The sequence below is a fragment of the Mesorhizobium sp. J8 genome, assembly GCF_016591715.1.
GTDB lineage: Bacteria > Pseudomonadota > Alphaproteobacteria > Rhizobiales > Rhizobiaceae > Mesorhizobium.
Genome location: NZ_AP024109.1, coordinates 1,561,648 through 1,587,987, shown reverse-complemented (window position 1 = coordinate 1,587,987; position 26,340 = coordinate 1,561,648). Strand labels below are relative to the sequence as shown.

General features: G+C 58.1%; 15 protein-coding genes and 6 pseudogenes. 8 read left to right on the top strand and 13 right to left on the bottom strand.

All coding sequences use genetic code 11. The annotated features are described in order from the left end of the window. Positions 1-239: 239 nt before the first annotated feature. A pseudogene (locus MJ8_RS32210) lies at positions 240-697 on the top strand (IS110 family transposase); the annotation flags it as partial. Positions 698-943: 246 nt separating this feature from the next. Here the strand turns inward: MJ8_RS32210 and MJ8_RS07235 are convergent. The 8 genes and pseudogenes from MJ8_RS07235 to MJ8_RS07200 form a co-directional block, all read right to left on the bottom strand. Then, a pseudogene (locus MJ8_RS07235) lies at positions 944-1,746 on the bottom strand (LLM class flavin-dependent oxidoreductase). A 313-nt stretch (positions 1,747-2,059) separates the two neighbouring features. Then, positions 2,060-2,870, bottom strand: a pseudogene (locus tag MJ8_RS07230) (IS5 family transposase). A gap of 63 nt (positions 2,871-2,933) precedes the next feature. Next, positions 2,934-3,257 (bottom strand): hypothetical protein, encoded by a 324-nt coding sequence (locus MJ8_RS07225; protein WP_201413741.1) that lies wholly within the window; start codon positions 3,255-3,257, stop codon positions 2,934-2,936. A 460-nt stretch (positions 3,258-3,717) separates the two neighbouring features. Next, positions 3,718-4,101 carry an IS66 family insertion sequence element accessory protein TnpB gene (gene tnpB / locus MJ8_RS32205; RefSeq protein WP_225248165.1) on the bottom strand — a complete coding sequence of 128 codons (384 nt, stop codon included), beginning with the start codon at positions 4,099-4,101 and terminating at the stop codon, positions 3,718-3,720. A 58-nt stretch (positions 4,102-4,159) separates the two neighbouring features. Further along, positions 4,160-4,297 (bottom strand): annotated as a pseudogene (locus MJ8_RS32200) (IS66 family insertion sequence element accessory protein TnpB); the annotation flags it as partial. Between the two features lie 756 nt (positions 4,298-5,053). Beyond that, positions 5,054-6,235: a M24 family metallopeptidase gene (locus tag MJ8_RS07210; RefSeq protein ID WP_201413739.1), complete on the bottom strand. Its 1,182-nt coding sequence runs from the start codon at positions 6,233-6,235 to the stop codon at positions 5,054-5,056. 91 nt (positions 6,236-6,326) lie between these two features. Further along, positions 6,327-6,791, bottom strand: a pseudogene (locus MJ8_RS32195) (amino acid ABC transporter ATP-binding protein); the annotation flags it as partial. A 377-nt stretch (positions 6,792-7,168) separates the two neighbouring features. Continuing rightward, the gene (locus tag MJ8_RS07200) at positions 7,169-8,188 is read right to left on the bottom strand and encodes a phosphotriesterase (RefSeq protein ID WP_201413738.1); all 1,020 of its coding nucleotides are present in this window, start codon (positions 8,186-8,188) and stop codon (positions 7,169-7,171) included. Between the two features lie 985 nt (positions 8,189-9,173). On the opposite strand from MJ8_RS07200, the gene MJ8_RS07195 reads away from it, so the two are divergent. Beyond that, positions 9,174-10,202, top strand: a complete 1,029-nt coding sequence (locus tag MJ8_RS07195) for an ATP-grasp domain-containing protein (RefSeq protein ID WP_201413737.1) — start codon at positions 9,174-9,176, stop codon at positions 10,200-10,202. An 854-nt stretch (positions 10,203-11,056) separates the two neighbouring features. On the opposite strand, the gene MJ8_RS07190 is transcribed toward MJ8_RS07195, so the two are convergent. Continuing rightward, positions 11,057-11,389 carry a hypothetical protein gene (locus tag MJ8_RS07190; RefSeq protein WP_201413736.1) on the bottom strand — a complete coding sequence of 111 codons (333 nt, stop codon included), beginning with the start codon at positions 11,387-11,389 and terminating at the stop codon, positions 11,057-11,059. Positions 11,390-11,563: 174 nt separating this feature from the next. Further along, positions 11,564-12,898 carry an aspartate aminotransferase family protein gene (locus MJ8_RS07185; RefSeq protein WP_201413735.1) on the bottom strand — a complete coding sequence of 445 codons (1,335 nt, stop codon included), beginning with the start codon at positions 12,896-12,898 and terminating at the stop codon, positions 11,564-11,566. Between the two features lie 346 nt (positions 12,899-13,244). Between MJ8_RS07185 and MJ8_RS07180 the strand changes: the two genes are divergently transcribed. Both MJ8_RS07180 and MJ8_RS07175 read left to right on the top strand, forming a co-directional pair. Beyond that, positions 13,245-14,078, top strand: a complete 834-nt coding sequence (locus tag MJ8_RS07180; protein ID WP_201415337.1) for a 3-keto-5-aminohexanoate cleavage protein — start codon at positions 13,245-13,247, stop codon at positions 14,076-14,078. Between the two features lie 111 nt (positions 14,079-14,189). Next, positions 14,190-15,152, top strand: a complete 963-nt coding sequence (locus tag MJ8_RS07175; protein WP_201413734.1) for a MurR/RpiR family transcriptional regulator — start codon at positions 14,190-14,192, stop codon at positions 15,150-15,152. Positions 15,153-15,283: 131 nt separating this feature from the next. Here MJ8_RS07175 and MJ8_RS07170 read toward each other — a convergent pair whose 3' ends face one another. Further along, positions 15,284-15,475 carry a hypothetical protein gene (locus tag MJ8_RS07170; RefSeq protein WP_201413733.1) on the bottom strand — a complete coding sequence of 64 codons (192 nt, stop codon included), beginning with the start codon at positions 15,473-15,475 and terminating at the stop codon, positions 15,284-15,286. A gap of 534 nt (positions 15,476-16,009) precedes the next feature. Here MJ8_RS07170 and MJ8_RS07165 point away from each other — a divergent pair. Then, the gene (locus MJ8_RS07165; RefSeq protein WP_201413732.1) at positions 16,010-17,338 is read left to right on the top strand and encodes an aspartate aminotransferase family protein; all 1,329 of its coding nucleotides are present in this window, start codon (positions 16,010-16,012) and stop codon (positions 17,336-17,338) included. Between the two features lie 12 nt (positions 17,339-17,350). After that, positions 17,351-18,430 (top strand): phosphotransferase enzyme family protein, encoded by a 1,080-nt coding sequence (locus tag MJ8_RS07160; protein WP_201413731.1) that lies wholly within the window; start codon positions 17,351-17,353, stop codon positions 18,428-18,430. 2,224 nt (positions 18,431-20,654) lie between these two features. Here the strand turns inward: MJ8_RS07160 and MJ8_RS07155 are convergent. After that, positions 20,655-21,349, bottom strand: a pseudogene (locus tag MJ8_RS07155) (IS5 family transposase); the annotation flags it as partial. 498 nt (positions 21,350-21,847) lie between these two features. Then, positions 21,848-23,131, bottom strand: a complete 1,284-nt coding sequence (locus tag MJ8_RS07150) for an ATP-grasp domain-containing protein (RefSeq protein ID WP_201413730.1) — start codon at positions 23,129-23,131, stop codon at positions 21,848-21,850. A 1,055-nt stretch (positions 23,132-24,186) separates the two neighbouring features. Here MJ8_RS07150 and MJ8_RS07145 point away from each other — a divergent pair. Next, positions 24,187-25,239: a KamA family radical SAM protein gene (locus MJ8_RS07145; protein ID WP_201413729.1), complete on the top strand. Its 1,053-nt coding sequence runs from the start codon at positions 24,187-24,189 to the stop codon at positions 25,237-25,239. 708 nt (positions 25,240-25,947) lie between these two features. Next, positions 25,948-26,082 carry a transposase gene (locus tag MJ8_RS07140; protein WP_201413728.1) on the top strand — a complete coding sequence of 45 codons (135 nt, stop codon included), beginning with the start codon at positions 25,948-25,950 and terminating at the stop codon, positions 26,080-26,082. Positions 26,083-26,340: the final 258 nt, after the last annotated feature.

The window sequence follows — 26,340 nt, the reverse complement described above, 5'->3', positions numbered from 1 at the left end:
GACCCGACAAAGCGACATGAGGCGTCGTGGTGGCGCTGGAGCGGGGGGTTCGCTAGAACATCGGACATGTTGCTGATCGAGGAGCTCACCCATTTGGATTCGCCCTCTCTTGCGTAGGTCGCGGTGGGGGCGCGGAGCAAATCCGGGGACTGTCAGGTTCCATGGGCGGGCCGGATAGCGATCTGCTCTCTGGCACAGTGGAGTTGTCCCACCGACTCTCTCTGGAAACGACCGTGGATATTGTAGCCGACCGCCGAACCGAGGAACCGACCGCCATCCGCACCGATTTTGGCGCGATTTGTCTCGCTGGACCTGAGCCGATCGAACTGGCTGATCACGTGGCTGGCCCCGGGGGCATCGGAGCCTGAATGTCGAAGCATGTGGTGGCAGGCTGGCGACATCGCCGAGCTTCTGGAGCGTTTCGCGCAGCTTCGGGAGAACGCGCAAGCGCGAACGGGTCGGCGCTTTCCCATTATTGTGATCCAAGGAGACTGGGCTCGAAGGGTTCTGGATGAGGCAGAAGCGATCGAGAGTTACATCGTCGATCCCGCCTCAATCGCCACCTCGCGCCCGTCGCCGGCGGGCCAAGACCGACAAGCTGACCGCGAGACTGCGGACTTTGCTCGCCCACAAGCGAGGCGAGCCACGGGTTTGTGCCATGGTCCAGGCGCCCAGCTGGGAACAGGAGGATCGCCGCCCCTTTCGTCTGAACTTGTTGAAGATGCCAGCAAAAACAGTACCTATCCCGAAGCCGGCCATGAGCGTGCCGTAAGCGAAGGTCCTCCTCCCAGCTTATCGCGGACGGCAGCAGCGCGAGCATGGCGACGCTCGCAAGGCCAAAGAGGGTTTCCGAGCGTAATCGCCGTCTTGATCCTAGCCACCCGATTGTTACCGCCTATCTGACGTCGTCATGATGGCCTATGACACGTGTTTGTCACGCCATTCAGCAGCAACTTCGATGCTGCGCTCGGGCCATCGGGTCGAGATCGTCGTAATTCTCGACCGGCGGCGGCAATTGCCTAGGCCGGCCGCTGCGCAGATTGACGAAGGCTGCAGCGAGCTGAACAAGAGCTTCGCCTCGGCATCCGTCGGCGCGGCCGAGACGTTGAGGCCGAGCATTACATGGGGCTTGTCGAGCTGTGCCGAGGGCTGGAACCGCGTGCGATAAACCTCTAGCGCATGGTGGAGCTCGGCCGGCGCGAAATGCGAGGCGAAGGTGTAAGGCAGGCCGAGAAGCGCGGCAAGCTGCGCGCCATAGAGGCTGGAGCCGAGAATCCAGACCGGCACGGTCTGGCCCTCGCCCGGCCAACAGCTTCGATTGGGGCGCCAAAACACATCGTGGAGATCTGACCAATGACCGCCCTTTCGGTTCTCGACCTGTCGCCGGTCACCCAGGGCAGCACCGCCTCGCAGTCGCTTGCCAATTCGCTCGACCTCGCCCGCCATGCCGAGCGCCTGGGCTACAAGCGCTACTGGCTGGCCGAGCATCACAACACGCCGGGCAGCGCCAGCGCCGCGACATCCGTCGTGATCGCGCATGCCGCCGGCAGCCGCCCGCGCGGTCAGCAAGTCGGTGCCCGGCGCGCGGCCGAGTCCAAGGTCGATGCGGCCGGGAAAGAGCGCCGCCAGCGTGCCGAACTGCTCGCCGATCACCAGCGGCGCATGGTTGGGCAGCATGATGCCGCCTGCGCCGACGCGGATCGACTTGGTGTGGCAACTCTCCCTACCAGGGGCCTGTTGCGTAATTGGCTGATTGTGATTCTCTGAGACGGAAGCTCGGAGGGAATCGCAATGGCGGTGAAGCAGACGGGTCAGTTGAGCCTGGCGGAGGAGCAAGCTGGCTGGTGGCTCATCGCCGCTCGATCGGCTGTCCGGCTTGGTGAAATGGTACCGCTTCGAGAAGCTGCTCAACCCGCTGCGCGATGGTGGCCTGGACGTGCTGCCTGGCCTCCGCTGCTTCGCCATCATGATGTGGGCGAGCGCGGCATAGCTGAGCTTGCCGCGTGTAATGGACTTGGCGGTGCCGGCGCCTGAATGATCTTAGAGTCCGACTCGAAGCTCATGACGCTCCCGCCAATCGCCGCGTGAGTAGCATGACGGCGGCGGCGTAGAGAAAGGCCTGGACCGAGGCGATGGTCGCCTCGATGTCCTTGGCGAGGCCTCGGTTGCAGTTGATCCAGGCGAAGAGGCGCTCGACCACCCAGCGCCTGGGCAGGACCTGGAAACCGACCTGATTGGCGATCTTCTTGACGATCTCGATGGCGATCGAGGTGGCCTCTCTGACGCGCTCGGCATTGTAGGCGCTGTCGGCAAATGCGAGTTCGACGAAGGGGAACAGCCCTCGCGAGGCCTTCAACAGGGGCACGGCGCCGTCCCGGTCCTGGATGTCGGCTGGGTGGGCCTGGATCACCAGCGCCCGTCCGTCGTGTCGACCATGGCGTGGCGCTTTCTGCCCTTGATCTTCTTGCCGGCGTCATAGCCCCTCGGGCCGCCGGCTTCGACCGTCTTGACCGATTGGCTGTCGATCACCGCTGCCGAGGGGCTGGCCTCTCGGGCCGACCCACTCGCGGTCTTTCATAACCAGGCGATGGTTGATCGTCTCGAACAGGCCTTCGGCGAAAGCGCAAGAACCAGCCGTAGACTGTGCTTCTCGGCGGGAAATCCTTGGGCAGCAGACGCCAGCTGCAGCCGGCCCGTAGCACTTAGAACATCGCGTTCATCACCTCACGCATCGTCCACTGGCGCGGGCGCCCTGTCATCGCTGGCGGTGGCATGAACGGGGCGATGATCTCCCACTCGGCATCGGTCAAGTCGCTTCCGTAACGCAGGTGATCGCGGCTATGCTGCCGACGGGTGGCCGGCGTCCACATGAGAATCTCCAAACTGGCTTCGACAACCGTTTGGAGTCACATCTGAAACCGGCTATCCACCCCCTATTGCGGTCGAGTTTCAAGACGGCCTCTTATCGCAGATCCGCCAGCTGTACTTGGGTCGAATGGGTCTCCATGACCTGCCAGGCCCTGGGCGACGAGATCGAGCATCTCCTCGCGATCCTGGCCCATGGCGCGCAGGGCGCCGCCGCAGCCCGGGCAGCATGCGCACGACGGCCCGCGAACGATCCGCTTGCGCGGTAGGTTCGGATTGAGCTTGCGCACCGGCAACCCCCGGACCTTGTCGGTGTCAGCGACGATGGGCAGCTCGGCATCGGCTTCGTTGACGGCCAAATCGCTTTCGAGATCTTCGAGCTCAAGCCGCATCTGGCCGAGCTTCTCGGACGAGCGACCAAAGGCTCTTGCGGTTGAAGCGATCGATCTGCAGCTGCAGGCGCTGGATGCGAAGTGCGGCCTCGGCGCGCTCTCTTCGCATCTGCTCATCCCGTTCGGCGATGGCGATGTCCCCGGGGCAGAAACGGTCGCTTCCAGAAAGGCGATCCGGGCGGGGAAATCAGCGATTGAGGGAGCTTGTTCCGACACCCAAACTACATACCCGAAAGACCTCCTTTACGGAAGCAAAATCGACACAAAATCAATGACAAACGACCGAATTTAGCCGGCCAGGCGGGGTCGATAAATCTTGTTCGGCCGGCGCCAGTCGATGCCGTCCAAAAGCAGCGAAAGCTGTGCCTTGGTGAGTGACACAGTCACCTGATCCTTGGTGATTCGGCCGGACGAAACAAGCCTCGGAAAGGCGCTTTGTAAAAAGACACAACCCTGGTCATCATGCGCCAAAAATCTTGATGATGTAACCATTGTCCGCGGAGCAGAAGATCGCACCCGCGTGTGGGTCGAGCGCGAGCACCTGCTGCACCATGAGCGCCAGGCTGTTGATTCCGCGGCGCATATCGGTCTCACCGCGGCACAGATAAATCCGGTCCGTCGGCGCCACCGTGATCACCTGGTCAACTCCGCCAGGCCGATACGCAGCGCTGTCGGATCGACAGCCGTCGATCCGCAAACGCGCGCCTCTCGGAAAGGCCACGACGATTCTGCCGGCCGGGTCGGGGCAATCGGCGACGGGGCGTTCGACCTCCGGCAGATCGTTCACCTCGATCCGCGCGAAGGTCGCCGTCGCCTGGTCGGCATCGAGCTCGCCGACGGCCATTTGCCTGCCACGCATAGAGCTGTGACGGAGCGACGCCGAACGCTTGCGCGACCTCGGTCACCGACGATCCCGCCGCGTTCGTCAGGTCGACCAACGCGCGCTTCTCGGTGCAACTCCACAGCCTCCGTTGGCGCGCGCGCTCGGGCACCGTTGCACAATCTTGTGCCGCCGCGGCACCGCCCAACTCGGCGACCATGTCGCCCCTCGAATGTTCCAATGTCATGGCGCGAAAGCTCCACGTTCATCGGGCTATTGCAAGGTGCCTTGGTGCATCGCTTACGCTGTGATGCACCACCTTGCCCTGACTATCCGGTCGCACATCCAGGCCGAAACCTCCAACCCCGACACACGCCCGGAGAGGCTGCCGCCGTAAACTGCCGGTCACCCGTCTCGATCACTTCGTGGATATGGACCTGCCGACCAGCCAGGGATTAAATGGATAAAGAAGCTCGCGCTCAACACCGGTCTCGTGAGTGTTCTGTCGTCGAGTTGTACAATACCGTCCGCCCCACGGCGCCATCGGCAACAAGCCGCCGATATGGCTCACGAAGGCGCATCGACGGCTTCTGCCAACTGAGCCAGACACCCCTAAAGGTCCGGCCTCGGGGCGATCCAAAGAGGGGGAGCACTTCAGAGCGATGCGCTTTTCATTTCACATCAGGGAACGCCGTCTTATCTGACAGTACTAACAGTCTTCCTGCAGATCATTCGATCGATCCGCTTGCCAGGCGCTCCGGGATCGCGAGGGCAGCGGATCCACGAACTGCGCCACTATCTACCGCCCGACTATGCCGAGTAGCTCTGACTTGTCACGGTAAATGTCTGAGGAATAACGAGGTTTCCGCAAAATTCCCGAGCCGAAATCCAGCAGATTGTCGTCGGGCCGGAATCGGGGTAACTTAGCGGAATATGGAGACATCTTTGCCGGCAACGCCGCCTCTCATCGACAGTCTTAATCGATCACGAACAACTTGCGTGGAACTTTCGAGAGGAATTCAACCTGGCCTCCTGTGATCAGAATACTTTCAGTGATTTCGACGCCCCAATCTCCGTACCAAAGGCCGGTCATGAAGTGGAAGGTCATTCCGGGGCGGAGCTCGGTCTTATCGCCGTCTCGGAAGCTGGCGGTATTCTCGCCCCATGCGGGTGGATAGCCGAGGCCTATAGAGTAGCCAGAACGGCCCGTTTTGGCTAAGCCGTGGCGAGCTAGTTGACCAACGTATGCCTTGGCGATGTCTTCGCAGTGGTTGCCAGGCCGGGCCTTTTCGAGACCAGCTTGCATCCCATCGAGTACCGCCTTTTCAGCGTCGAGGATCTGAGGGATCGGCTTGCCGAGGTAATACGTCCTCGCGAGCGGGCAATGATAGCGCTTATGAACACCCGCGAGCTCAAAGAAAATGCTTTCGTCAGGTCGGATTGGACGGTCGCTCCACGTTAAGTGGGGAGCTGCGGCGTCAGCGCCAGCCCCGATATTGGGTACGGCCGCTGGATAGTCTCCCCAGTACTCTCCCACACCGCGGGTACCCGCATGTGTTAGCTCCGCAACCACATCCGACTGCTTTGCGCCAGGGCGGAGCACCTCGGAAATGCGCTGGTACATCGCTTCGACGATTCGGCCAGCACCACGTAGATACTCAATTTCTCGTTCTGATTTTATGATACGTTCCCAGTTGACAAGTCTGTCAGCGTTTTTGAACGTTGCGTTCGGAAGCGCCGCGGAGAGAACCTCAAACGACAAGGCGGAGAAGTAGTAGTTGTCCTTCTCCACACCGATAGTTGATGAGCCCAACCCCTCTTCATCGATTGTTTGCCCAAGAACGCTCATAGGATGAAGCGTGTCGGACTGGACGTAATGGTCCTCGTACGATCTTATTCGATCTTCACTCAAGTAGGTGGTCCGGCGGCATCCGTTGGCGTCCATACCGCGGCCGAACCAGAGCGGGTCCTTTTCCATTGATACAGCTACGCATTGAGGCACATAGAAAGCGTTGCCGTCGTAACCCGTAAGCCACGCCATGTTAGATGGGTCCGTAACGACCAAGAGGTCGATCCCCGCCTTCTCCATTGCAACGCGCGTTTTCTCAAGACGCGCCCGGTATTCTGTCAATTCAAATGGCAGCGACTCTGCGTTCATTATAGGGTCTCCTCGACTACGCGACCTCGATAAATATCGGTATCTAACTTATTTTCGTTACGGTCAACAACCAGCCGTTACTCATACTTATTCAGCGCCTTAAAATTTGGCTGGGGAAGAGCTTCGTTCTTTCGTGCCGCGGATTAATGAAAACCTTGTGCGGCTTACCTTCTTCGATGATGAGGCCCCGAATCCATAAAGATCACTCGGTCCGCAACGGAGCGCGCGAACCCCATCTCGTGCATGACGCAGACCATGGTCATGCCGTCGCGCGCGAGAGCCGGTCATTGCCTCGAGCACCTCCGCAACCATTTCCGGATCGAGCGAGGAGGTCGGCTCATCAAAGATCATCATGGCAGGTTCCGTGCAGAGGGAGCGGGCAATCGCGACACGCTGCTGCTGTCCTGACCTGACTCCGTCAATGGTGATTTCACCCTTTTGGAGAACCTCAAGCCGATTGCAACAGCGTCGACTTGCCCGATCCGGAGGGACCGCAGATAACGACGCGCTCGCCTTTGCAAACGGTGAAATTGATGTCAGTTAAGGCGCTTCGATTGAACCATGCTGCCGACGATCATCGTACCTTGCTCCTACGGTAGTAACTTTCGATCCTGGATTGGATCAACTCGAGGCAGATGAACAGGATCTAGTAAATGACGGGCCGCGGCACTCAGCATCTCCATGCGATGAGAGGTGGTCTGGCCAAGCGTGCGCGCTCACTTGTCCGAATTGGGTATCATCGCAGCTGCCGACCCGGCGAAGGTGGCATGAGCCAGGATCGTGTAGGGCGATGTACGCTCGCCTGCCTGCGGTGGCACGCTTCGCCTTGATGGTTCTTGCCGACCAAATCGACACTCTGACCGAACAGCTTGAACGGCTTGAACGTAAGACTACGCGAGCCGAAGCGTGACGAAGATATGTAGCGCAGTCCCCTCAAATAAAGGTGAGCAATCGGCGCGGATTATCGATCATGATGGCTTTAATCTCATCCCCGGAGTAGCCGCGCTTTTTCATATGGGGAAGAACCTTCTGCTGAATATGGGTGTAGCCATGCCCGCCGAACTCAGCCAACCGTATGGCGTTGCAGATGTCGTGGCTAATCACGATTTGGGAGAGATGTCCGCGATCAATTAGACGCCTGATCGTCTGGATTCGCATGCCATCGTTCGGCATGTCAATATCCGCAAGCGCGTAATATGTGTTCTCCAGGCCAAATAGGTCCCATTCCAGCACGACGCCGGAGTCCGCTAGGCGGAATAAGCGATCATCATCGAAAATTGTTCTGTCGATATGGTCGATAATCGTACGCGAAAGATCGGCCCCATGTTCCCGCAGGAACTCGATGAGCATCCACGGGTGGCCCTCATCGCGGGCTGGGTGGATAGTCAGGGCCGCCCCGGTTTCCTGCTGGGCGATGACTGCGCCCGCCAGCACACGCTTCTCGAGATCGGTCCACGGCCATTGGCAGCCTATCTCACCAAGGATACCGGCCCTCACCTGGGTTCCCCAGGCACCCAGTTGGATCTGATCAATCATCTCGCGGGCGAAGCTCTCGATAGTTCGACCGTGATTAGCAGGATCCTGGTACTCCTCGACGTAGTGACCGCACCCCATCACGACATGGGCGCCACTCTCTTGCGACACCTGCACCAGGCGCTCAGGGTCAGGCCCGATGCCACCAATCGTCAGTTCGACGATTGTCCCGCCGCCTGCCTCGACCATCCGCGCCACCTCGCGAGCAGCCACCCCAAGATCTTTCTGCCTCATGTCGCGCGGATCGCGGGCGCCGCCCATCAATAACTTCCAGTAGTCGCGCGGGTCCGGACCGGCGGTGATGGTTCCATCCTCGCAACTCGGATCTATGAAGTCCCAGAAGAGATGCTCGTGCATCAGCGTCTGGCCTAGCATCGCAGGATCAACCAAACCCAGCACCGTTTGGGCTTTTCCCCTCATCTCATTTCTGCTTAACCGCATATTCCTCTCCCCTACTGATTTATCGGGTGTTCCGAATGTATGGAAGCCAATCATGTTCAGGTGTAGCCAATCTAACGTAGCGGCAGCTCGTGTAAAATGCAGTTTTCAGATTGATCACATCTGGTCACGCGATGGCGGTACTGTCGGAATAACCTGTCAGTCGAGGCGTAGAATGGCAGACTGCGGACTGCTAGGGCAGAGCGGGCTTGGCGAGCCGCGAGAGCGGGCCGGCAAAGTCGTAATATCGTAGATGGGTGGCCCGTTTTACGGCGAAGGCCATCTGCGACGAGGGAACCCTGCGCATTCGAAGAGTGGCATCCCGATCTCTCAATGCGAAGTTGCGCAACACATTGGCGACTCGATTTGTCAACACTGATTCAAAGAATCGACGTGCCAACGCATTGCGTATGTATTCGCCTTGTTCGACGCTCCCGACTACCACGTTATGTCGGGTTCCGATACCAACCAGGCCTTCACCACGGTGTCTTGAACCGGTGGTTATTACCCCGAGTTTCTAATAGGTGCACAGCTAGTTTCCTGATAGTCCGCTCCACCGGCGCCAGGCTTGGAATACAAGTAGCCGTCGCGCTTCAGGATTCATATATGTCGTACTACGCATCATCAAAGCCGTCGTCCGACTGGCGACATTCTGTGTTCAGTACCCGACATCCCTAGGGCACTGGTATCAAGCTGGCCAAGGATTCCCCCTGTTTTTGCGCTCCCTGCTCGCCACACCTTTCGTGGCATGCCAATTGCGAATGCGTAGCCAAGTACAATTCTAACGGGGCCGTCGCGGTGTCTCTGCGGACCGGCGGCATCTTGGGCAGCAATATACCGTCGGCAACGTCAGTGCCCGCGACGCATATGGTCCTGATGACAGGCTTCGTCAGACTTCTAGCAGGTGGTCCTAGTGCTTACGCAGGGCACCGAACACAGATCTGAGGAAACATCAAAGGAGTAGCTCATGCGAGTAGCCGTTGTTACGAACAGATACGTTACGGGGGTGATTAACCGGTTCGGCCGGCAGCCGAAGCCTTTGCCAGAGTGGGACCGCGATGGTGTGGTGGCGGCGCTCCAAGAGAATGTGGTGGCGGCGCTACAAGAGGGCGGCCACGAGGTGCTGCTGTGTGAGGGCGATAAAGGCATGCTGGCTACGCTAGAGCGGTTCATGCCGCCCGATTCGCAGGCCCGCCCTTCAGGATTCGTCTTCAACATAGCTTGTGGAATTCAGGGCGAGTCGCGTTTCTCCCACGTTCCTGCCATGCTCGAGATGGCCGGCCTTCCGTACATAGGAGCGAGCCCGCTGGGACATGAGCTTGCCAACGACAAGGTCGTCACCAAGATACTCATCCGCGACAGCGGTGTGCCGACACCGAACTTTCGGGTGATGCACCGAGGCTATGAGAATATCGGCGACCTGAGATTTCCAGTGGTGGCGAAGCCGGTTCGGGAGGGGGACAGCCTCGGATTGCAGCTCATTCATGAACCTGCTGAGCTAAAGCGGGCGGTGGAAGTGATTGTCGAAGAGTATGCGCAGGCAGCGCTTGTTGAAGAATACATCGAGGGGCGGGAAATAAGCGTTCCGCTGCTTGGAAACGGAGAACCCGATGTATTGCCTCTTGTCGAGCAAAACTTCGGTGACCGCGCAATGCGTCTTATGACCTGGGAGGCGAAATACATGGCGGCTGCGGCAGTAGCGAAGATTTGCCCGGCCGAGATCGAGAGCAGGTTAGCTAGGGTCCTGCGGGATATTTCGATTGCGACATTCCGCGCCTGCCAGTGCCGTGATTATGCTCGTGTCGACCTCCGGATCGACCGCTCCGGCCAGCCTTTTGTTTTAGAGATCAACGCCAATCCGTTCCTCGCAAAGGGGTTCTCGTACTGGGTGGCCGCCAATGCGGCCGGACACAGCTACTCAAGCTTGATCAATCGCATTCTGGATGTCGCCCATAGGCGGTATTTCGGAACCTCTATCCGCCAGAGTCGGAAGTGACTTTGCGCCTTCCGGTAGCGCGGCGACATTCTACCGCATGGCAAGTACAGATGGAGCGGACTCTTGCTGCCCACTCCGAACTTGGACGCGCAGACGACCTGACAGGGTTAATGGACGCAAAGCTCGGTGCCTCAGAAGGTAATCGATAAAAGGGCACCCAGTATTCTACGCCGCGCGCCCCTCCTGGGAAGGAACATGCGAGCAATCGTCTATGAACTTGCCGGCATGCAGACCTTTATACTAAAGGACCACTGTACACGTTTATATCGTAAGCTTTCAAACTTCGAGTATTACATTTAACAACAATCACTCTAACAATCCATTATTGTATGCGTCCAATCCGTTTACTATTATGTGTTTCGCCGCACGCTCTCACTTACTTACGAAGAATACTTAATGTTAACGGCACTGAAACATATTCCCGTCAAAAAAGCTGATCGTGCTCCGTGCGCTCAATTGGCGCGGTTAGTATGCCGAACCTGGCGGAAACGCTGCCGCTCGGCATAGTTCGGCGGTCGGCATTAAGAAGTGACGATCAGGGCGTGGAAGACGACGGCGCGCTCGCCGCCGGAGTCCGAAGTCGAGGAAGTTCCAGTAGCGTCGTTCGAGCGTCAGCGGGCGGATCACCCGTTCGGCGGCATCGTTGGTCATCTCGACAAGCCACCTTGAAACCGCAGACCGCCTCCCAGCGATTGAGGCTGCAGCGGATGGCCTTGGCGAGGTCCACTCGCGGCTGACCCTACATCAATCCGTATGCGGTGAACCGGCGTTGCAGCATCGCCCGGAGAGCCATAGCTTGTCGTTCAATGCGGCAGCGGCAGATGATGTCATGCATCTATTATACCGTTCGAACGTCACGCCGGGGGATCCGTTTCGAGCCAAGTCAAACACGTAATGCACAGGTTTTCCAGCAGTGGCGAAATGACCGCGCCCTGCGGCGTTCCCCTGTCCCTGGCAAGCAAGCTGCCATCTGCCATCGACGCCGGAGCTTTCAACCAACGCACGACATTGAGTGCAATCCGCGGGAATTTGGTGTGCTTTCGCACAGCCCTAAGCAGCAACTCATGATCGATGTTGTCTAAGAATCCTGTGATGTCGCGTCTCGAACGCGACCGGGCTTCCAACGACCCGGCACGCCGCTTACCTGCTGCAAATCCATGGTTGGCGGCTATTTCGCCCGCAACCATGATCCGCCTCGCGGCAATAGGGTCGTCTGCCGCGGCATGACCCGCTTGCACGACATCGCTTCGGTGTCTCCATTGGATCAATCCGACGATGCGGGTAATTGAAAGCTTCACCGGGCATTTAAGAAGTGATATCGCATTGCGTTATTCCAGACATCTGGCGCAAGTTCGCTCTTGTCAGGCAACGCTGCGAGCGACCGCAGCGTCCACCGCATCGCCCAAACGCTCCACGATCGTGTCGATCTGGCTAGCGCTGACGATAAAAGGGGGCGCCAGCAGGATGTGGTCACCTCGCACCCCGTCGATCGTGCCACCCATCGGGTACACCATCAGCCCGCGCGTCATGGCTTCTCTTTTAATGGTGGCATTGACTTTCCGCGCCGGGTCGAACGGCGACTTATCCCCGCGTTCGGCAACAATTTCTATTCCCCGGAAGAGGCCCCGCCCGCGAATGTCACCGACATGATAATGGTTAAAGAAGCGCTCTTGGAGCCGACGATTGAGCAATTTCCCCATCTGGACAACGTTGTTGAGGAGGCCATGCTCTCGGACGACGTCCTGCACCGCGAGAGCGGCAGCCGCGGCCATTGGGTGCCCCATGTACGTATGGCCATGTTGGAAGAAGCCCGACCCTGTAGCGAAGGCGTCGTAAATATGGCGGCCCAAAAGTACCGCGCCGACGGGCTGATAGCCACCCCCCAATCCTTTGGCGACCGCGATCAGGTCCGGCACTATGCCTTCCTGTTCGTATGCGTGCACCGTTCCGGTGCGCCCCATGCCGCACATCACCTCGTCAAGGATCAGGAGAACTCCGTAGCGGTCACAGATTTCGCGGATTCTCTTGAAGTAGCCGTCGACAGCTGGCACCCCGCCTAACGTCGCGCCAACGACCGTTTCCGCAACGAATGCGATCACTTTATCGGATCCGAGCTCGAAGATTTTCGCCTCGAGCTCGTTTGCAACGCGCTCTCCGTATTGATGCTCGCTCTCGGCAGCTAACCGACCGCGGTATACGTAGCATGGCGCTATGTGGTGAGTTTCTACAAGCAGTGGCCTGAACTGAGCCCGGCGCCACTCATTGCCGCCAGTTGCCAGCGCGCCCAGCGTATTGCCGTGGTAGCTTTGACGGCGTGCGATGACGTGCCTGCGCTGACTCTCTCCTTTCTCAACAAAGTACTGACGCGCCATTTTCAGCGCGGCCTCCATCGCTTCGGAGCCTCCGCTGACCAAATAAACATAGTCGATACCATCGGGCGAATCCGATATAAGGCGATCCGCCAACCGTTCTGCGATTTCAGTGGTAAAGAAACCCGTATGGGCGTAGGCAAGTTTATCGAGCTGAGCATGCAATGCCGCCAGCACGTCCGGATGGTTATGACCCAGGCACGAAACGGCGGCACCTCCAGATGCGTCGATATAAGCCCTGCCATTGGCGTCAAACAACTCGATCCCACGACCGCCAACAGCGACCGGCAGGTCGGCGTGAATCGAGCGATGCAAAATTTTGCTCATGGAAGTCTCATGCTTGATAGGCCTGCCAACTGAACGATAAGTCGCGTTGTCCAGCTCCGATACTAATCGAACTCGATTCTTCGCGCAACATATGTTTCATAATTTCCTCTATGCACCGGTCGGATCACTTCCCGAACCGAGGAGGCGAATGCGGCCCAACCGCCCGAGTGCTGACCATGATCCTGCCCCGGAGGCGCGGGTGATCGTCATATATCGTGAACTGAATGTCATTAGCAACGGATGTTTCATTCGCTTGCAATTACGTTCTGCATGGATCATTGATAGTTATACCAAGCTGGGGGGCGTTTGCGCGTTCACTCTTCGTGGAAAAAGGAGCCGGCGTGAAATGAGCGATGCTGAACAGCCGACAGCGATTTGCGTCGCACCCAACGGCGGCAGGCTGAATAAAGCCGACCATCCTGCCCTGCCGCTCGGGCCCTTTGAACTGGCGCGAACGGCACAGGAGTGCCTCGAAGCGGGCGCGTGCCTGATCCACGTCCACGTTCGGGACCGAGACGGCGGACATCTTCTCGATGCCGCGGCATATCGCGAGGTCATACAAGCCATCGGTAAAGTGGTCGGCGACGAAATGATTATCCAAGTAACGAGTGAAGCGCTAGGTCGCTATACTCCGGAGCAACAGATCGCGGTCATCAAGGAAACCAGACCGCAAGCCGTTTCTTTGGCGTTGCGCGAATTGGTCCCGACCGAGACTCACGAATTCGCCTTCGCATCGTTGCTGTCTTGGATCCGCGCGGAGGAAATTCTGGCGCAGGTCATCCTTTACGATCGGGACGAGGCGTTCCGTCTAAAGGAGTACCACCGCCGAGGGATGATCCCGTGGAACGATGTTCCCGTTCTTTTCGTACTCGGCCGTTACACGCCGGGTCAGAAATCGCGTCCGGCCGACCTGTTGCCGTTCATCGATGCGGCTAAGCCGCGTTTTGCACATTGGAGCGTGTGCGCTTTCGGCGAACGCGAAACCGCCTGCGTGACCGCGGCGGCTCTGCTCGGCGGACATATACGCGTCGGATTTGAGAACAACCGCCGGCTTGCCGACGGGAGTCTGGCCGAGTCAAATGCCGAGTTAGTCGCTGGTGTAGCGAAAGCTCTCCAACACGTCGGGCTTCGCAGCGCTGATGCCGCCGCGCTGCGTCAGGCCTGGCATGAGCTATGGTAGCCTAGTTCGGTCTCATCAAAGACCTCCCCGGAAGTGAAACGGGTACGCCAACCTGTCGCAAACGAAGGAACACGTGTTGCATAAGTCATCACATATCGCTACGTCTTTGTGATGGCTGACGGACCCCTCTCGGAGCAATTGGTTACCGGTTTCGATACAATGTCGAGACAGTTCCAATTGGCGGCGCGCTACATTATCGATCATCCACATGACGTTGCGCTGTTGTCAATGCGAGATCAAGCGCGCTTGGCCGGGGTACACCCGGCCACTATGACAAGGCTGGCCAAGCATGTTGGCCTCGAGGGTTACGAAGAACTTCGACAAATGTACGCTGACGCGGTTCGCAGCGGCGATGTGGGTTTCGCACGAAGGGCTGACGCGCAAGTAGTGACCCAGAAACTCAAGGGCGACCAAGGTTTCGCTCGCGAGATTCTTCAAACACACGCGGCGCAAATCGTCCATCTGACCGAACCCACCCAACTTGACGCTATAGTTTCGAGCGCGCGGCGCCTTGCATCTGCCAAACGCGTCTATTGCATCGGCCTTAGATCGAGCCACTCGATTGTCTGGCATCTGCATTATATCTTGTCCATGATCGGGGAAAAATCCGTCCTGCTCGATGCGGTGGCCGGCACGGGAACGGATGCGTTTGCTCGTGCCGCCCGAGAGGATGTGCTGTTTGCGACAAGCGTGTTCCCTTACACTCGCGTAACGGTTGATCTCGCAAAATATGCGCATCATCGTCGCATTCCCATTGTCGCCATTACCGACAGTAAGGTCGCTCCACTCGCCAGAGTCGCCGACGACGTCGTCCTAGTCCAAACCGAAAGCCCCTCATTCATTCACACGATGACCCCCGCGTTTGCAGTGGCGGAAGTGCTGGGGGCATTAATTGCCGGACGTCGTGCACAAGCGGCCCGTGAATCCCTGCTTCAATTCGATGTTCATCTGGCGGATTTCAACACCCATATAAAATCGAGAACCCAGACTCGAGCGCTTCGCTCGTCCAAGCCGGCCTCTTCAGCGGCTAAAAATACTTGCGGCCGGAAATACAAAGGGAATGGTGTGAACTGATCTCGGAGATTTGAAAGCTGCCTCGATCTCGTTTTCGTCTTTGCCCGGCGACACCACCGCCAGACACAGCCGCGTCTCGATGGCAAAGGCCGACACCGTCAGTGGCGGGCTAGCCGCAAGGTCTCATAGCCTCACCGCAGCGCCTTGGCATCAAGCGAGACCACCTCGTGGCATGCCCGCGAGAAGCCTGCGGCAAAGGCGGCGAAAGCACGTCCGAACGTCTCTGGGTCAAGCAGCCTCAACAGCCGCGAAAAGGTGTCGTGGCTGGGCGCCACCTCATAGTCGTTCAGCCGCGACAGCGCTTGTTTGCGCTCCTTGCGCAAACAACGAGAACATCCCTTCTCAGCCCAACTTCAAGTCCCCCAAAAACCATATGCGATCCCCTGATCTCACGATGGGTGTGCTTGAACCCACGACACCCAATCTTCGCGCAGCATTGATCCAGATTTTTGGAAGGGCATTGCAGAGTAAACGGCGGTCGTCGAGTATCGGGCGCAGCGCGCTGGCGAACGGCGCCGGCGGATCGCGGGCCGACCTGCGGCGCGCTTCACCCGCTCGCATGCTCCAGCCACCGCCGCCCCGTACCGTCATCTTGTCGCAAGATGACGACAATCTGGAAACTGAATTGGAATCCCGCGGCTATGGGCTGTCTACTGCCAATCGAGGATGGGACTAAAGCAGGCCTAGGGACACTCTCATGAACTTATGCTTTTTCACAACAGCTAACGCGATTATAACACCCCGCGTTCAGCTAAGGCCCATCAATCTCACGCGAGACGTTGCTCTTTTTCGCCAGACAGTATCTGACCTGACGAAAATCTCGGTGATTTCCTTCGACCGTTTACTGTCACGCTGAGATGAGCCCGAACCACACCGATCTCGCGGCCGCGACCGGTTTCAGCCACCTGCCTGAAAGACTTCGAGACATCATTCGACGCCGGAACGCAGTGCTCGGTCCTGGCTACCAGTTTTCGGAGACGATTCCGGTGGAGTTTGCCTCGAGCTTTGGTGCCCACCTAATAGATGGCGACGGCAATGACTATCTCGACGCGTATAACAACGTTCCGGGTGTTGGCCACGCGCACAAGCATATCGTCGATGCAGTTTGCCGCCAGATGGCTGCAGTCAACGTAGATACCCGGTACCCCCAGGAGCCACTTGTTGCCTATGCTGAGCGTCTACTTGCGACATTCCCAGCTGAGCTGTCGAAGTTAAGCTTGCCCTGCACTGGATCGGAAGCAAACGATCTCGCGATTCGTGTCGCGAGATTTCATACAGGCGGCGAAGGTATCATTGCTACTCGTTGGGCGTTTCACGGTCGCACTCGTGAGGTCGCGAGTTTTTCCCCAATGCTCGGGGAAGGGTCCGCGCTCGGACCGAATGTCCGACTCATTGCCGCTCCTGACCCAAGGCTCTGCGATAAAGAACGCTCTCTCGAGGAGTTTATGCGGGATCAGGTGCGTTCCGCGATTGTTGATCTCGAACGGCATGGATACAGACTAGCAGCCTTGATCGCCGATTCCGCGTTCACATCCGACGGCATTTTTACTCACCCAGTTGGCTTTATGCAGGCAATGGTCGACGAGGTTCATGCCGCAGGTGGTCTCTACATTGCTGACGAGGTTCAATCGGGATTCGCTCAGTTCGGAGATTCGATGTGGGGATTCAGTCGGCACGCCGTGATCCCCGATATCGTTACGATGGGCAAGGCGATGGGGAACGGCTTCCCCATCTCTGGCGTCGTCTTCCGCCCGGAGGTATCTGACGAATTTGGGCAGAAGGTCAGCTACTTCAATACACTGGGTGGCCGGTCGATTTCTGTAGCTGCGGCTTCCGCAGTGCTTGATGTGTTCGAGCAGGAGAATGTGCGTGAACGCGTTGCCAGCAATGGCGCCACGTTAATGGCAGGACTTGAAGCGCTAACACGGGATTCTCCTTATGTTGCGGAAATCAGAGGCAGCGGCTTGTACCTTGGAGTAGAAATCGTCAAGAATAGAAGGACGCTTGAGCCCGATCCCAATCGTTGTGAAAGCATCATCAAGAACCTCCGCGATCGTCGCGTTCTGATCAGCCGGACCGGCCGAGCGAGTAATGTGTTGAAAGTGAGACCTCCAGTCGCTTTCACCGCTGCCGATGTGAGCCGCCTCCTTGAGACTTTTGCCATCGTAGCGAAACAGCAGCTTTAGGAAGCTAGTAACATGAACAAATCACCCGGCGCGGTGCTAAAACGACTCCTAGAAGAGAGCAGCCTTCTTGCATCAAGCCAACCCATCGATCCCGTGCTGTTGAAAAACGTGCTTGAGAGGCACTATGGGCTTGGTGGACACGTTGAACGATTGGGCAGCGAAAAGGGTCATACGTTCAGGCTTAAAGTCAAAGCAAATGAATACCTCGTAAAGGTGTCACCGTCCGACGAACCTGAACCAGTTACGGCGTTGCAGATTGAGGCGATGCGATATCTTGACGATGCCGCCCACGCCTTGCCGGTACAGCGGATCAAACGCACTCTTGACGGAAGAGATAGCGTTCCAATCGACGTGGGGGATGGACTCTGCCGAACACTCAGTGTCTTTTGCTTTGTCGAAGGCCTGCTGTGGGAGCAAATGGAGGCCGACGTTGAGCAGTTAACTAAGGCAGGAGACATGCTCGGGCGACTAAACGTCGCGCTGCGATCATTTGAGCATCCGGCTGCCGCGCGCAGCTTAGTTTACGATATTAGGCACTTTCTCCATTGGACGGGACTTGTCGAGTACGCGCCACACCCCAAGCACCGACTACTGGCTCAAAGGGTCTTCAGGCTCTTCGAAGAAGGCGTGCTGCCGAGGCTGCTTAGTCTGAGAATGCAAGTGATCCACGGTGACTACGCTCCAAACAATGTTGTTGTGGATTCGCACAGCGATGTTTTCGTGAAGGCTATACTTGACTTTGGAGACGCTGTCCATAGCGCGGTGATCTTTGATCCCGCCAATACCGTCGCGCATCTGATCGGCCGCTCTCAGGATCACCCTTGGCAGGATGCGTTTGCCTTTGTCGCCGGGTACAACCAGAGCCAGCCGCTAAACGCGTCAGAACTTCCACTTTTGCCAGTTGCGGCTCTCGCGCGGCTTACCATGCTCGCGTTGATCAGGTACTGGAAGGCTGAACGCGCACCTGACCAAAGCAAGGAGCTACTCGCTAGTGCCGAGTATTATTGGGCGAATCTAGAGCGGGCCATGGACGTATCACTGGATGATGTGATAGCGCGATTCCGCTACGGCGTCGGTGATCCTGGTTGTTGAGCGCAGCGACAGGAAGCAGGTGGCGATCGAGGGAACACCATGCACTACGCATGACGCTATTTCTGGTTGCCTACTTGTTTGATCGCAGCCTCGCATGGCGATGCTGAGGTAAGAGGGGCGTTGGAGCATCGTGTTCCTCCTATTGGCTGCAGAATCCAGAGCGGGCCCGATTGCGTGACATGGCTCGGTCAATCGAGCCCGGTCAAACTCACATACGGGTCGCCGCTTGAGGACGGCTGCACCGATTTCTCGCTTGCGCACAGGACGCACTGGCACGACCTTTGCTGGTTAAGATGCGGCAACACTGGATAGGGCAAGACTGAGTAAAGGTTGGCTAACGCAGTGCAAGACGGGCGATGCTCCCGTTTCCTTGAACCCGTGATGCCCCTCGCTTAGAGGGAAATAACCTCGCGCGCACGCTGCCCCGTGGCAATAGCCTTGGAGAGCAACATGGCATTGCAGATGGAGTCACCGGCTGCTTCGATCAAGGTGAAGACCTGGCTGCGTGGCGAGCCCCTCACCAATCTCCAGCCCGGCAAAGTGTACGTCATCGAGTTTTGCGCAACTTGGTGCGGAGCCAGGGGTGGGCGATCGTTCGCAGGGCTCCCCGGTGAACCATGGCATAGATCGCCGTTATCAGGGCGCGACGATGGCGCAGGACCTGCCCAACTTCCGGTCTGGCCGAGTCCGGCGTGGCGACCGGCGGCAGCCTCGATTTGCGACACGCCACTGCTGAGAGAGCACCAAGGGGCGCCTTGACGCGCACAAATATAGTCCGGCCCTGAGCAGTCCGGGGACGGCCGTGGGCAGATAAGCCACCGCTTCGCCGACGTCGGCCGGCAAGGGAAGGTGTTCGATGCGGCTTCATTTGCCTTCACGAGGATCTCGCCGGATCGCCATCCACGTCATCGAGTTTGAGCTTGGCGACTCCCCTCCGCCCGCAAGCCGAGACGCGAGACCGCGAAGTCGCGGCAACCGAGCGACGTTCCGCGGTCGCAGGATGCTAGAAGGCGCTCAAACTGATCGGGATCCAGTCTCTTTGGCAGCCTGGACAATCGGCAGATGGCGACCGAGGGCACGCAAGCGGCAAGAGGACGCGCGATGAGGCCCTCGACATGCAGGACTGCGAGCAGCGATCGCGGCGCCGTCACTGTCAGGCTTGCCGCGCCGCGACCCAACTGAGGGCAATGCATCACCACGAAGGCGACGATGTCGGTCGCGGCCAACCCGCAAGGTCCAAGGCCAGCCCGTCGAACGACAATCGATGGCGCAGAAAGGAGCGCACAACGTGGGCGTAGCCGATCGCCGTCACCTTCCCCAAAGCCGCGCTCATCCGTCAGGTGGCGTCGGTATCGCTCCAGCAGTTCATCGACCGGATCGTCCGGTGCACGGGGCGATGGCTGCCGCACCACGCCGAGTGCGCGCAAATGGCGTAGTCTTGGCCGCAATGCTTTGATCGAGCGGAACTGCTGGCAAGCTGCGCGACGGGTGCGGACAAACCGATCAAGATGGCTCGCATCCAAGTCCTTCAGGTCCGCCCCCTCCAGGCTAACCCGCGGCTCAATCGCGCCAGCAACCGCATCTGCTCGAGAGCGGAGACCTACGTACAGTCCTGTCGGGCAGGTTCGCCAGCAAACCCAGCCGCAGATAGAGCAAGTGGGCCCTGGACGCGAACGCGAAACGGATCAGTTGACACAAAAGCAACTCCCCTTCTTCGCAAGAAGAGGAATTTGCACCATCCGTCAGGCCCGCCGTGATTATGCCGACCCCATCGCAGCGATCCTCGCCCATAGTCGGATTCTACTCCCAAGTCGACATAATCCAGAGGCAGGCACAATAGATCAGGCACCGCTGGATGGGAAGTATCCACGCTGAAGGTCCTGCAGATCGCCTTTGGTCAGCCCCTATTACGAAGAGGCGACAGACTTCGATCTATCCCGCGATCGATGAGACTGTCGAGCACCGCCTCCGAGTTCTCAGTCGCCCCTTCGATCACACTTGTGGCCCTCAGCATCGAAACCGACTGCCGCCACGATGAGTAGCTCGTCCAAATCCAGCCCATCAATCTGGATCACAAGCAGGTCGAGCTACGACAGATCCGAGGACATCCATTCATCAAGCCGGGCTTCGGGTCGGGGCTTTGAACCGCCTGGAAACCGCGGACTTGGAAATGCCGCGTCCACCTGCGGAAGCAGTGGCGGGGCTTTCATGTCCGACTCGAAGCTCATGACGCTCCCGCCAATCGCCGCGTGAGTAGCATGACGGCGGCGGCGTAGAGAAAGGCCTGGACCGAGGCGATGGTCGCCTCGATGTCCTTGGCGAGGCCTCGGTTGCAGTTGATCCAGGCGAAGAGGCGCTCGACCACCCAGCGCCTGGGCAGGACCTGGAAACCGACCTGATTGGCGATCTTCTTGACGATCTCGATGGCGATCGAGGTGGCCTCTCTGACGCGCTCGGCATTGTAGGCGCTGTCGGCAAATGCGAGTTCGACGAAGGGGAACGGCCCTCGCGAGGCCTTCAACAGGGGCACGGCGCCGTCCCGGTCCTGGATGTCGGCTGGGTGGGCCTGGATCACCAGCGCCCGTCCGTCGTGTCGACCATGGCGTGGCGCTTTCTGCCCTTGATCTTCTTGCCGGCGTCATAGCCCCTCGGGCCGCCGGCTTCGACCGTCTTGACCGATTGGCTGTCGATCACCGCTGCCGAGGTGGCTGGCCTCTCGGGCCGACCCACTCGCGGTCTTTCATAACCAGGCGATAGTTGATCGTCTCGAACAGGCCTTCGGCGAAAGCGCAAGAACCAGCCGTAGACTGTGCTTCTCGGCGGGAAATCCTTGGGCAGCAGACGCCAGGTGCAGCCGGCCCGTAGCACTTAGAACATCGCGTTCATCACCTCACGCATCGTCCACTGGCGTGGGGGCCCTGGGAGCATGATGAGATTCGTCATGGCGTTGTGCGTATTCGACACCCCGCGCTTATGGACTAAGGCGGGCAACGCCTACCTCACCTACAAATCCAACATCCTACGGGACATCCCCGTTGACGGCGCCGCGAGTTGGAACCGGGTTAAACGCATCACAGCGCGCGGGTCCAAGGTGTCGATAACCGTTTCATCGCATCAGCCTTGCAGCTGATTGTCGATACCGGCTCGATACTCCTTCATAAGTTTGAATCGTCGTCTCAGCACCCCGCTGCGGGAGACTGACTGCACGTAATCCGCTGATGCCTCTCCTGATGATCCGGTCGGGGGTTGCAGTGGTCAGGATTGGCGAGATAATGATGAACTGGGTTTCGATCGGCAAGGCCTGTCGGCATCAGCGTTCGCCATGGAGACCGCAGGGCGGTGCGTAAGTGTGCCCCACATGAAGAAGCGCGAACTCTGGTGTCGAGTTGCTGTCGATCCCGCTATCGGCTCGTTGCATCAGGATCCTGCCCTGTTCGCCAGAACGCGAGGGGCCGCAAAGCGCTTCGCTTTCAGAACGGTCGGAAGGGGTGTGATCGACCAACTAATTAAGTCAACGGCACGCTGCAATATCGCTTCCGTCTCAGCATGGGTGGGTGAGGCGGCCATGACGTGTCCCATGGTGTCTCGGAAATCGCCTTTTCTGACGATGACTGTATTAGGTTCAACATACAATTTGACCTCGGTTACACCTGGTAAGCCAACCGCCAGACTGTCGCCCTCAATCCAGTCGAGGACGCCGTCGGCTGCAGGAACGAGGAACCGAGCGGCCGCGGTTTGCGAATGCTTTGTGCGCAAATCCCATTCCTCGCCGATTACTAGCTTGAGGTGCTCGGCAATGGGATCGATACCGTAAGCCAGTTGAATCAGGCGGGGAGTCGTCCAACCCGGAAGACGCGGATTTACTTCAATGACGACTGGTCCACGCTTCGTCCAGCGGAATTCGATGTTCGCTGGTCCCCAGCCAAGGTCGAGAGCGCGCAAACAGCTCAGTGAAACATTGGCAATGCGTTCATGCTCGAAGTCAGTCAGCGGAGCCGGAAAGATGCTGCCGCGAACGACGAACTGGGGTGAGCAGTCGAAGTCCGCAGCACCTACTGCAATAACCTCAGTTCCCATTGTGTCAGCGCTATACTGCGGGCCCTGGGCGAATTCTTCGATCAGTATCCTGGGCGAAGCCCCCCTTGTCGGCTCCTTCGCCAGCAGATAAGCCGTGTGATCGGCCACCTCGCCGATGCTGCGGCACAATCGGACACCGCAGCTGCCGCTACCCACGGCTGGCTTAACAATCACCGGTAGGCCGATCTCCGCGGCAGAGCTTTCCACCTCCGTCGCATCCGCTACCAAGCGATAAGCAGGCATTGGAATGCCGGCTGCCGCGAGGAGTTGACGTTGAACGAATTTGTCGCAGCATCGTTCGATGGATGCCGGGTCCGGTCCTGGCAGATCAAAATGCCGGCAGAGTTTGCCAACTGTCACATAAATCGACTCGTCCAGGCCCGAAAAGCCAGTAATGCCAGCAATGTCATATGTCGAATGTAGTCGGCAGCATTCGCGGACCAACGAACCAAGATCGTCTGTATCTACACGGGCGGCCTCAAGCCCTTTCGCCGCAAGGTAGTCGAACTGAGTTGGATTCGTTGCCAGGGTAATTGGATGAATACCAAGACTCTGAGCTGCTTTTATGTATAGAGGCCCGACAGTCCTGTGGCCTTCAAGCAGAATGAGCGCTCTTTCTTTCATTGTTAACTCCGGCGTTACGTAGGGAAAACGGGTATCGGTCTTTTCGTCTTCGACCAGATGTTGAGGTAAGGTTACCACCGTCCAGATTCCGGTCTCACAAAGTTTCTGTAAAATTAATTGAAGGATTTATTATAGCCACGGCTTTTCGCATTCAGGCCAGCTTCGCCACTGCAAGCGCCCAAGGCTTCAAAGCCGATTCTTGACGGGGCGCGTCAGCATCACGTTGGCCGCTTTCTAGAGCGTCACACGCGCCCCATAGTCGCAGACCTTGGAAATGCGCCCCGTCAAGCCAGGGATGCTTCCTCGGGATCAGCCCGAAATATGTGCCCAGCATCCCGGACGAGCCAAAATCGCGAGGTTCGTCGATGGCCGCTGAAAATGTCAGCGCACCAAAGCCGGACTCACCTACGAGTGTTTCTCGCCTCATATTCCGGCGATGCCATGGGAGCTTACGGTGATCTGGAAGCTGATGAGGCAGCCCTGATTAAGATACTGCGTCGATTACATTGAGGCACCCACGTCCGGAACGGTAACATGCGAATTGCTGTGTTAAGCGTGAAGAGTGCCACAAAGCCGGCAGGAACATGGATACGCCGAAAAGGAGCTTGCAATCAGCCACGCGATCAGCGGACCGGATCGTGCGGTATTCGTTCAACCGCACTCGCTCGGACCGCGTCACAGCACTCTATGCCAGCTATGTTCGGTTGACGACATCCATGTTCGGAACTTGACACACTGATGTACAAGTCTTCCGCGACTACATCGTCAAAAGACTGGCCTTGCTCCTCCTTCCCTCGCAATCTCTTCGGCGGCACGCCGGTTGCAGGCGACATGGCGAAGGTCCCGTTTACGGTCACGGTACTCTCGCAGTCTCCAACTTGGGGGTCTAAATGAAACGTACGCGAACGAACCATACGGAGCGGGATCCGGAGGTAAGGATTGCTGTTTGCACGGACCAGAGCCGGAGCGAACATGAGCTGAACGTGCCGGCGGCCGCCGCAGCGTCTCCCGTCTGCCCGCCCCCAAACTCGGAACTGCGGGCTCGAACAGCGATCATGAAGTTCCTCGAGGGAACGCGGGTCGTTACAGAAGGCGAGCTGGAATGCAATGGCATCACGCGTTATCAAGTCACAAAATTCTACCGCGAACAAGTCATGAATAGTGGCTACTACGACCAACTCAGGTACATTACCGAACCATCGTTCGAGGAGTTCGTGAGCTCTGGCAAACTAGATACGAGCGGCGAGCACGACAATACGGTCATACCGGGAATGCAGCACAAGTACGCCCAAACCGGGTTGTTGCTGGTTACGGATCGTTGCATTTCATACTGTCGTTATTGCTTTCGCAAACGCTTCGTTGGCAAGCAGTCCGATGAAATCGCAACTGACTTCACCCAGATTGCTCGATATATTAGCAATCATCCTGAGATGACAAATGTATTGCTTTCTGGAGGTGACCCATTCGTGCTAAGCACCGCCAGGCTTGACAAGATTCTTGACCATCTGCTGCCAATCCCGCATTTGGACTCGATCCGTTTCGGTACAAAGGCAATCGCCTACCAGCCCAAGCGGTTCGAGGATCCCGCTCTACCGGCTTTGTTCCAACGGATCCACGAATCGGGCAAAGCTTCGGTGGTCGTCACACATTTCGACCACATCAGTGAAATCTCGGTAGACGCGGAGCGCAACATTCGCTCTTTGCGTGCACTGGGTGTGCAGTTTCTCAATCAGTCCGTGCTTCTCGCAAAAGTTAACGACGATCCGGAGATCTTGGCAGCGACCTTCGCCAAGTGCCATCAAATGGGTGTCCGTCCATATTACCTCTTTCAGGCCAGGCCGGTGAAAGGCGCTTCACACTTCCAGGTTTCGCTGCGCCGCGGAACACAAATTGCGAGCGGCATCAACCAGCGACTCAGCGGAATCCAAAAAACGTTTAAATACATCATGTCTCATTACACTGGAAAGATCGAGATCCTTGACCTTGCAGGCGATGATCGAATCTATATGCGATACCATCAAAACAAGGCACCCGAGAAGGTCGGAAAGATCTTTTCGAGGCCATACCTCGATGGCGCTTGCTGGTTGGATGATTTGCCCGAAGCATGAGGCCGAACTGCGTGCGCCCATGGGACTTCGCTCCATCAATGCATCAGAAATTGTGATAGGTGATTGGTGGCCCGATGATCTGGGATGCTCTATATTGTCCCAAGACAGAATTAAGAACGTGATGACGTCAAATAAGCTGTCATAGTATTATGGACCGCAATCGATGGAATAGGTAAGTAAAGAGTTAAGTAGCCAAAGGTAGGTGGGGAGAACGATATTGCTGCGTGCTCCATGTAGGCCAGTTCAGAGTTGACTTTGTCGTCTTTGGCGCTGAAACATCCCGCTGGCATCGATAAGAGTTGATGCGCCTAGACGTTTGATCAAGACCCAAACTTGCGGGCGGGCGCGTCAGACGAACCGGCGAGATGCTGTCAGCCTGACGCTGTTGCGGGCCGGCGAACTGATCGGCGTCTGAGTTCCCGACACCGTGCACGAGGTGGTGCGCCATCTGGCGACGGTGTGTGCAGCAGCGAGCGAGGACCTGCATAAGAAGCGCAGGCGCTGCATTCGTTCCTGCTGCGCCATTGCCAGGTGTTTAGCGGCCATAAGCACTGGAGCCCGGCCCATGCCCGCTCGCTGGCGGCGCAGAAAGCTCGATCATCCGGCCCAGCAGATCGTCTTCCAGGACTAGGTCGACGTCATCAACGATGCGCAGGCTCGCCTGGAGCGGCTCGATGCCCAGTTGGCCGGAGTGGTGCCGGCTGATCGATGGCGCCGGCGGTGACGGGCTATCAGGCACTGCGCGGTGTGTCCGTCATCGTTGCCATCACCTTCGTCAGTGAAGTCGGCGATGTCCGCCGCTTCGACAATCCGCGCCACTTGGTGGCCCTTTCTTTAGCCTAGTGCCCCGGAGCGCTGGGCGGCGAAACGGTCAAAGCGTATCGGCGCGGCGATTGCGTTGCCACCGAGGCCTCGGTTCGCCTCGGACTCATCTTCGGCCACGAGGAACGGTCGTACGAAAGGCGCTCCACCAAGCGCTTCACTACCTTCCTTTACACCGTATGTCGCTCCGCATCGGCTTTGGAAAGACGGCCTTCAACAAACGTAGGGGCCATCTCCTCTCAATTGAAGGCAACATCAACCATATACCTATCCCCCACA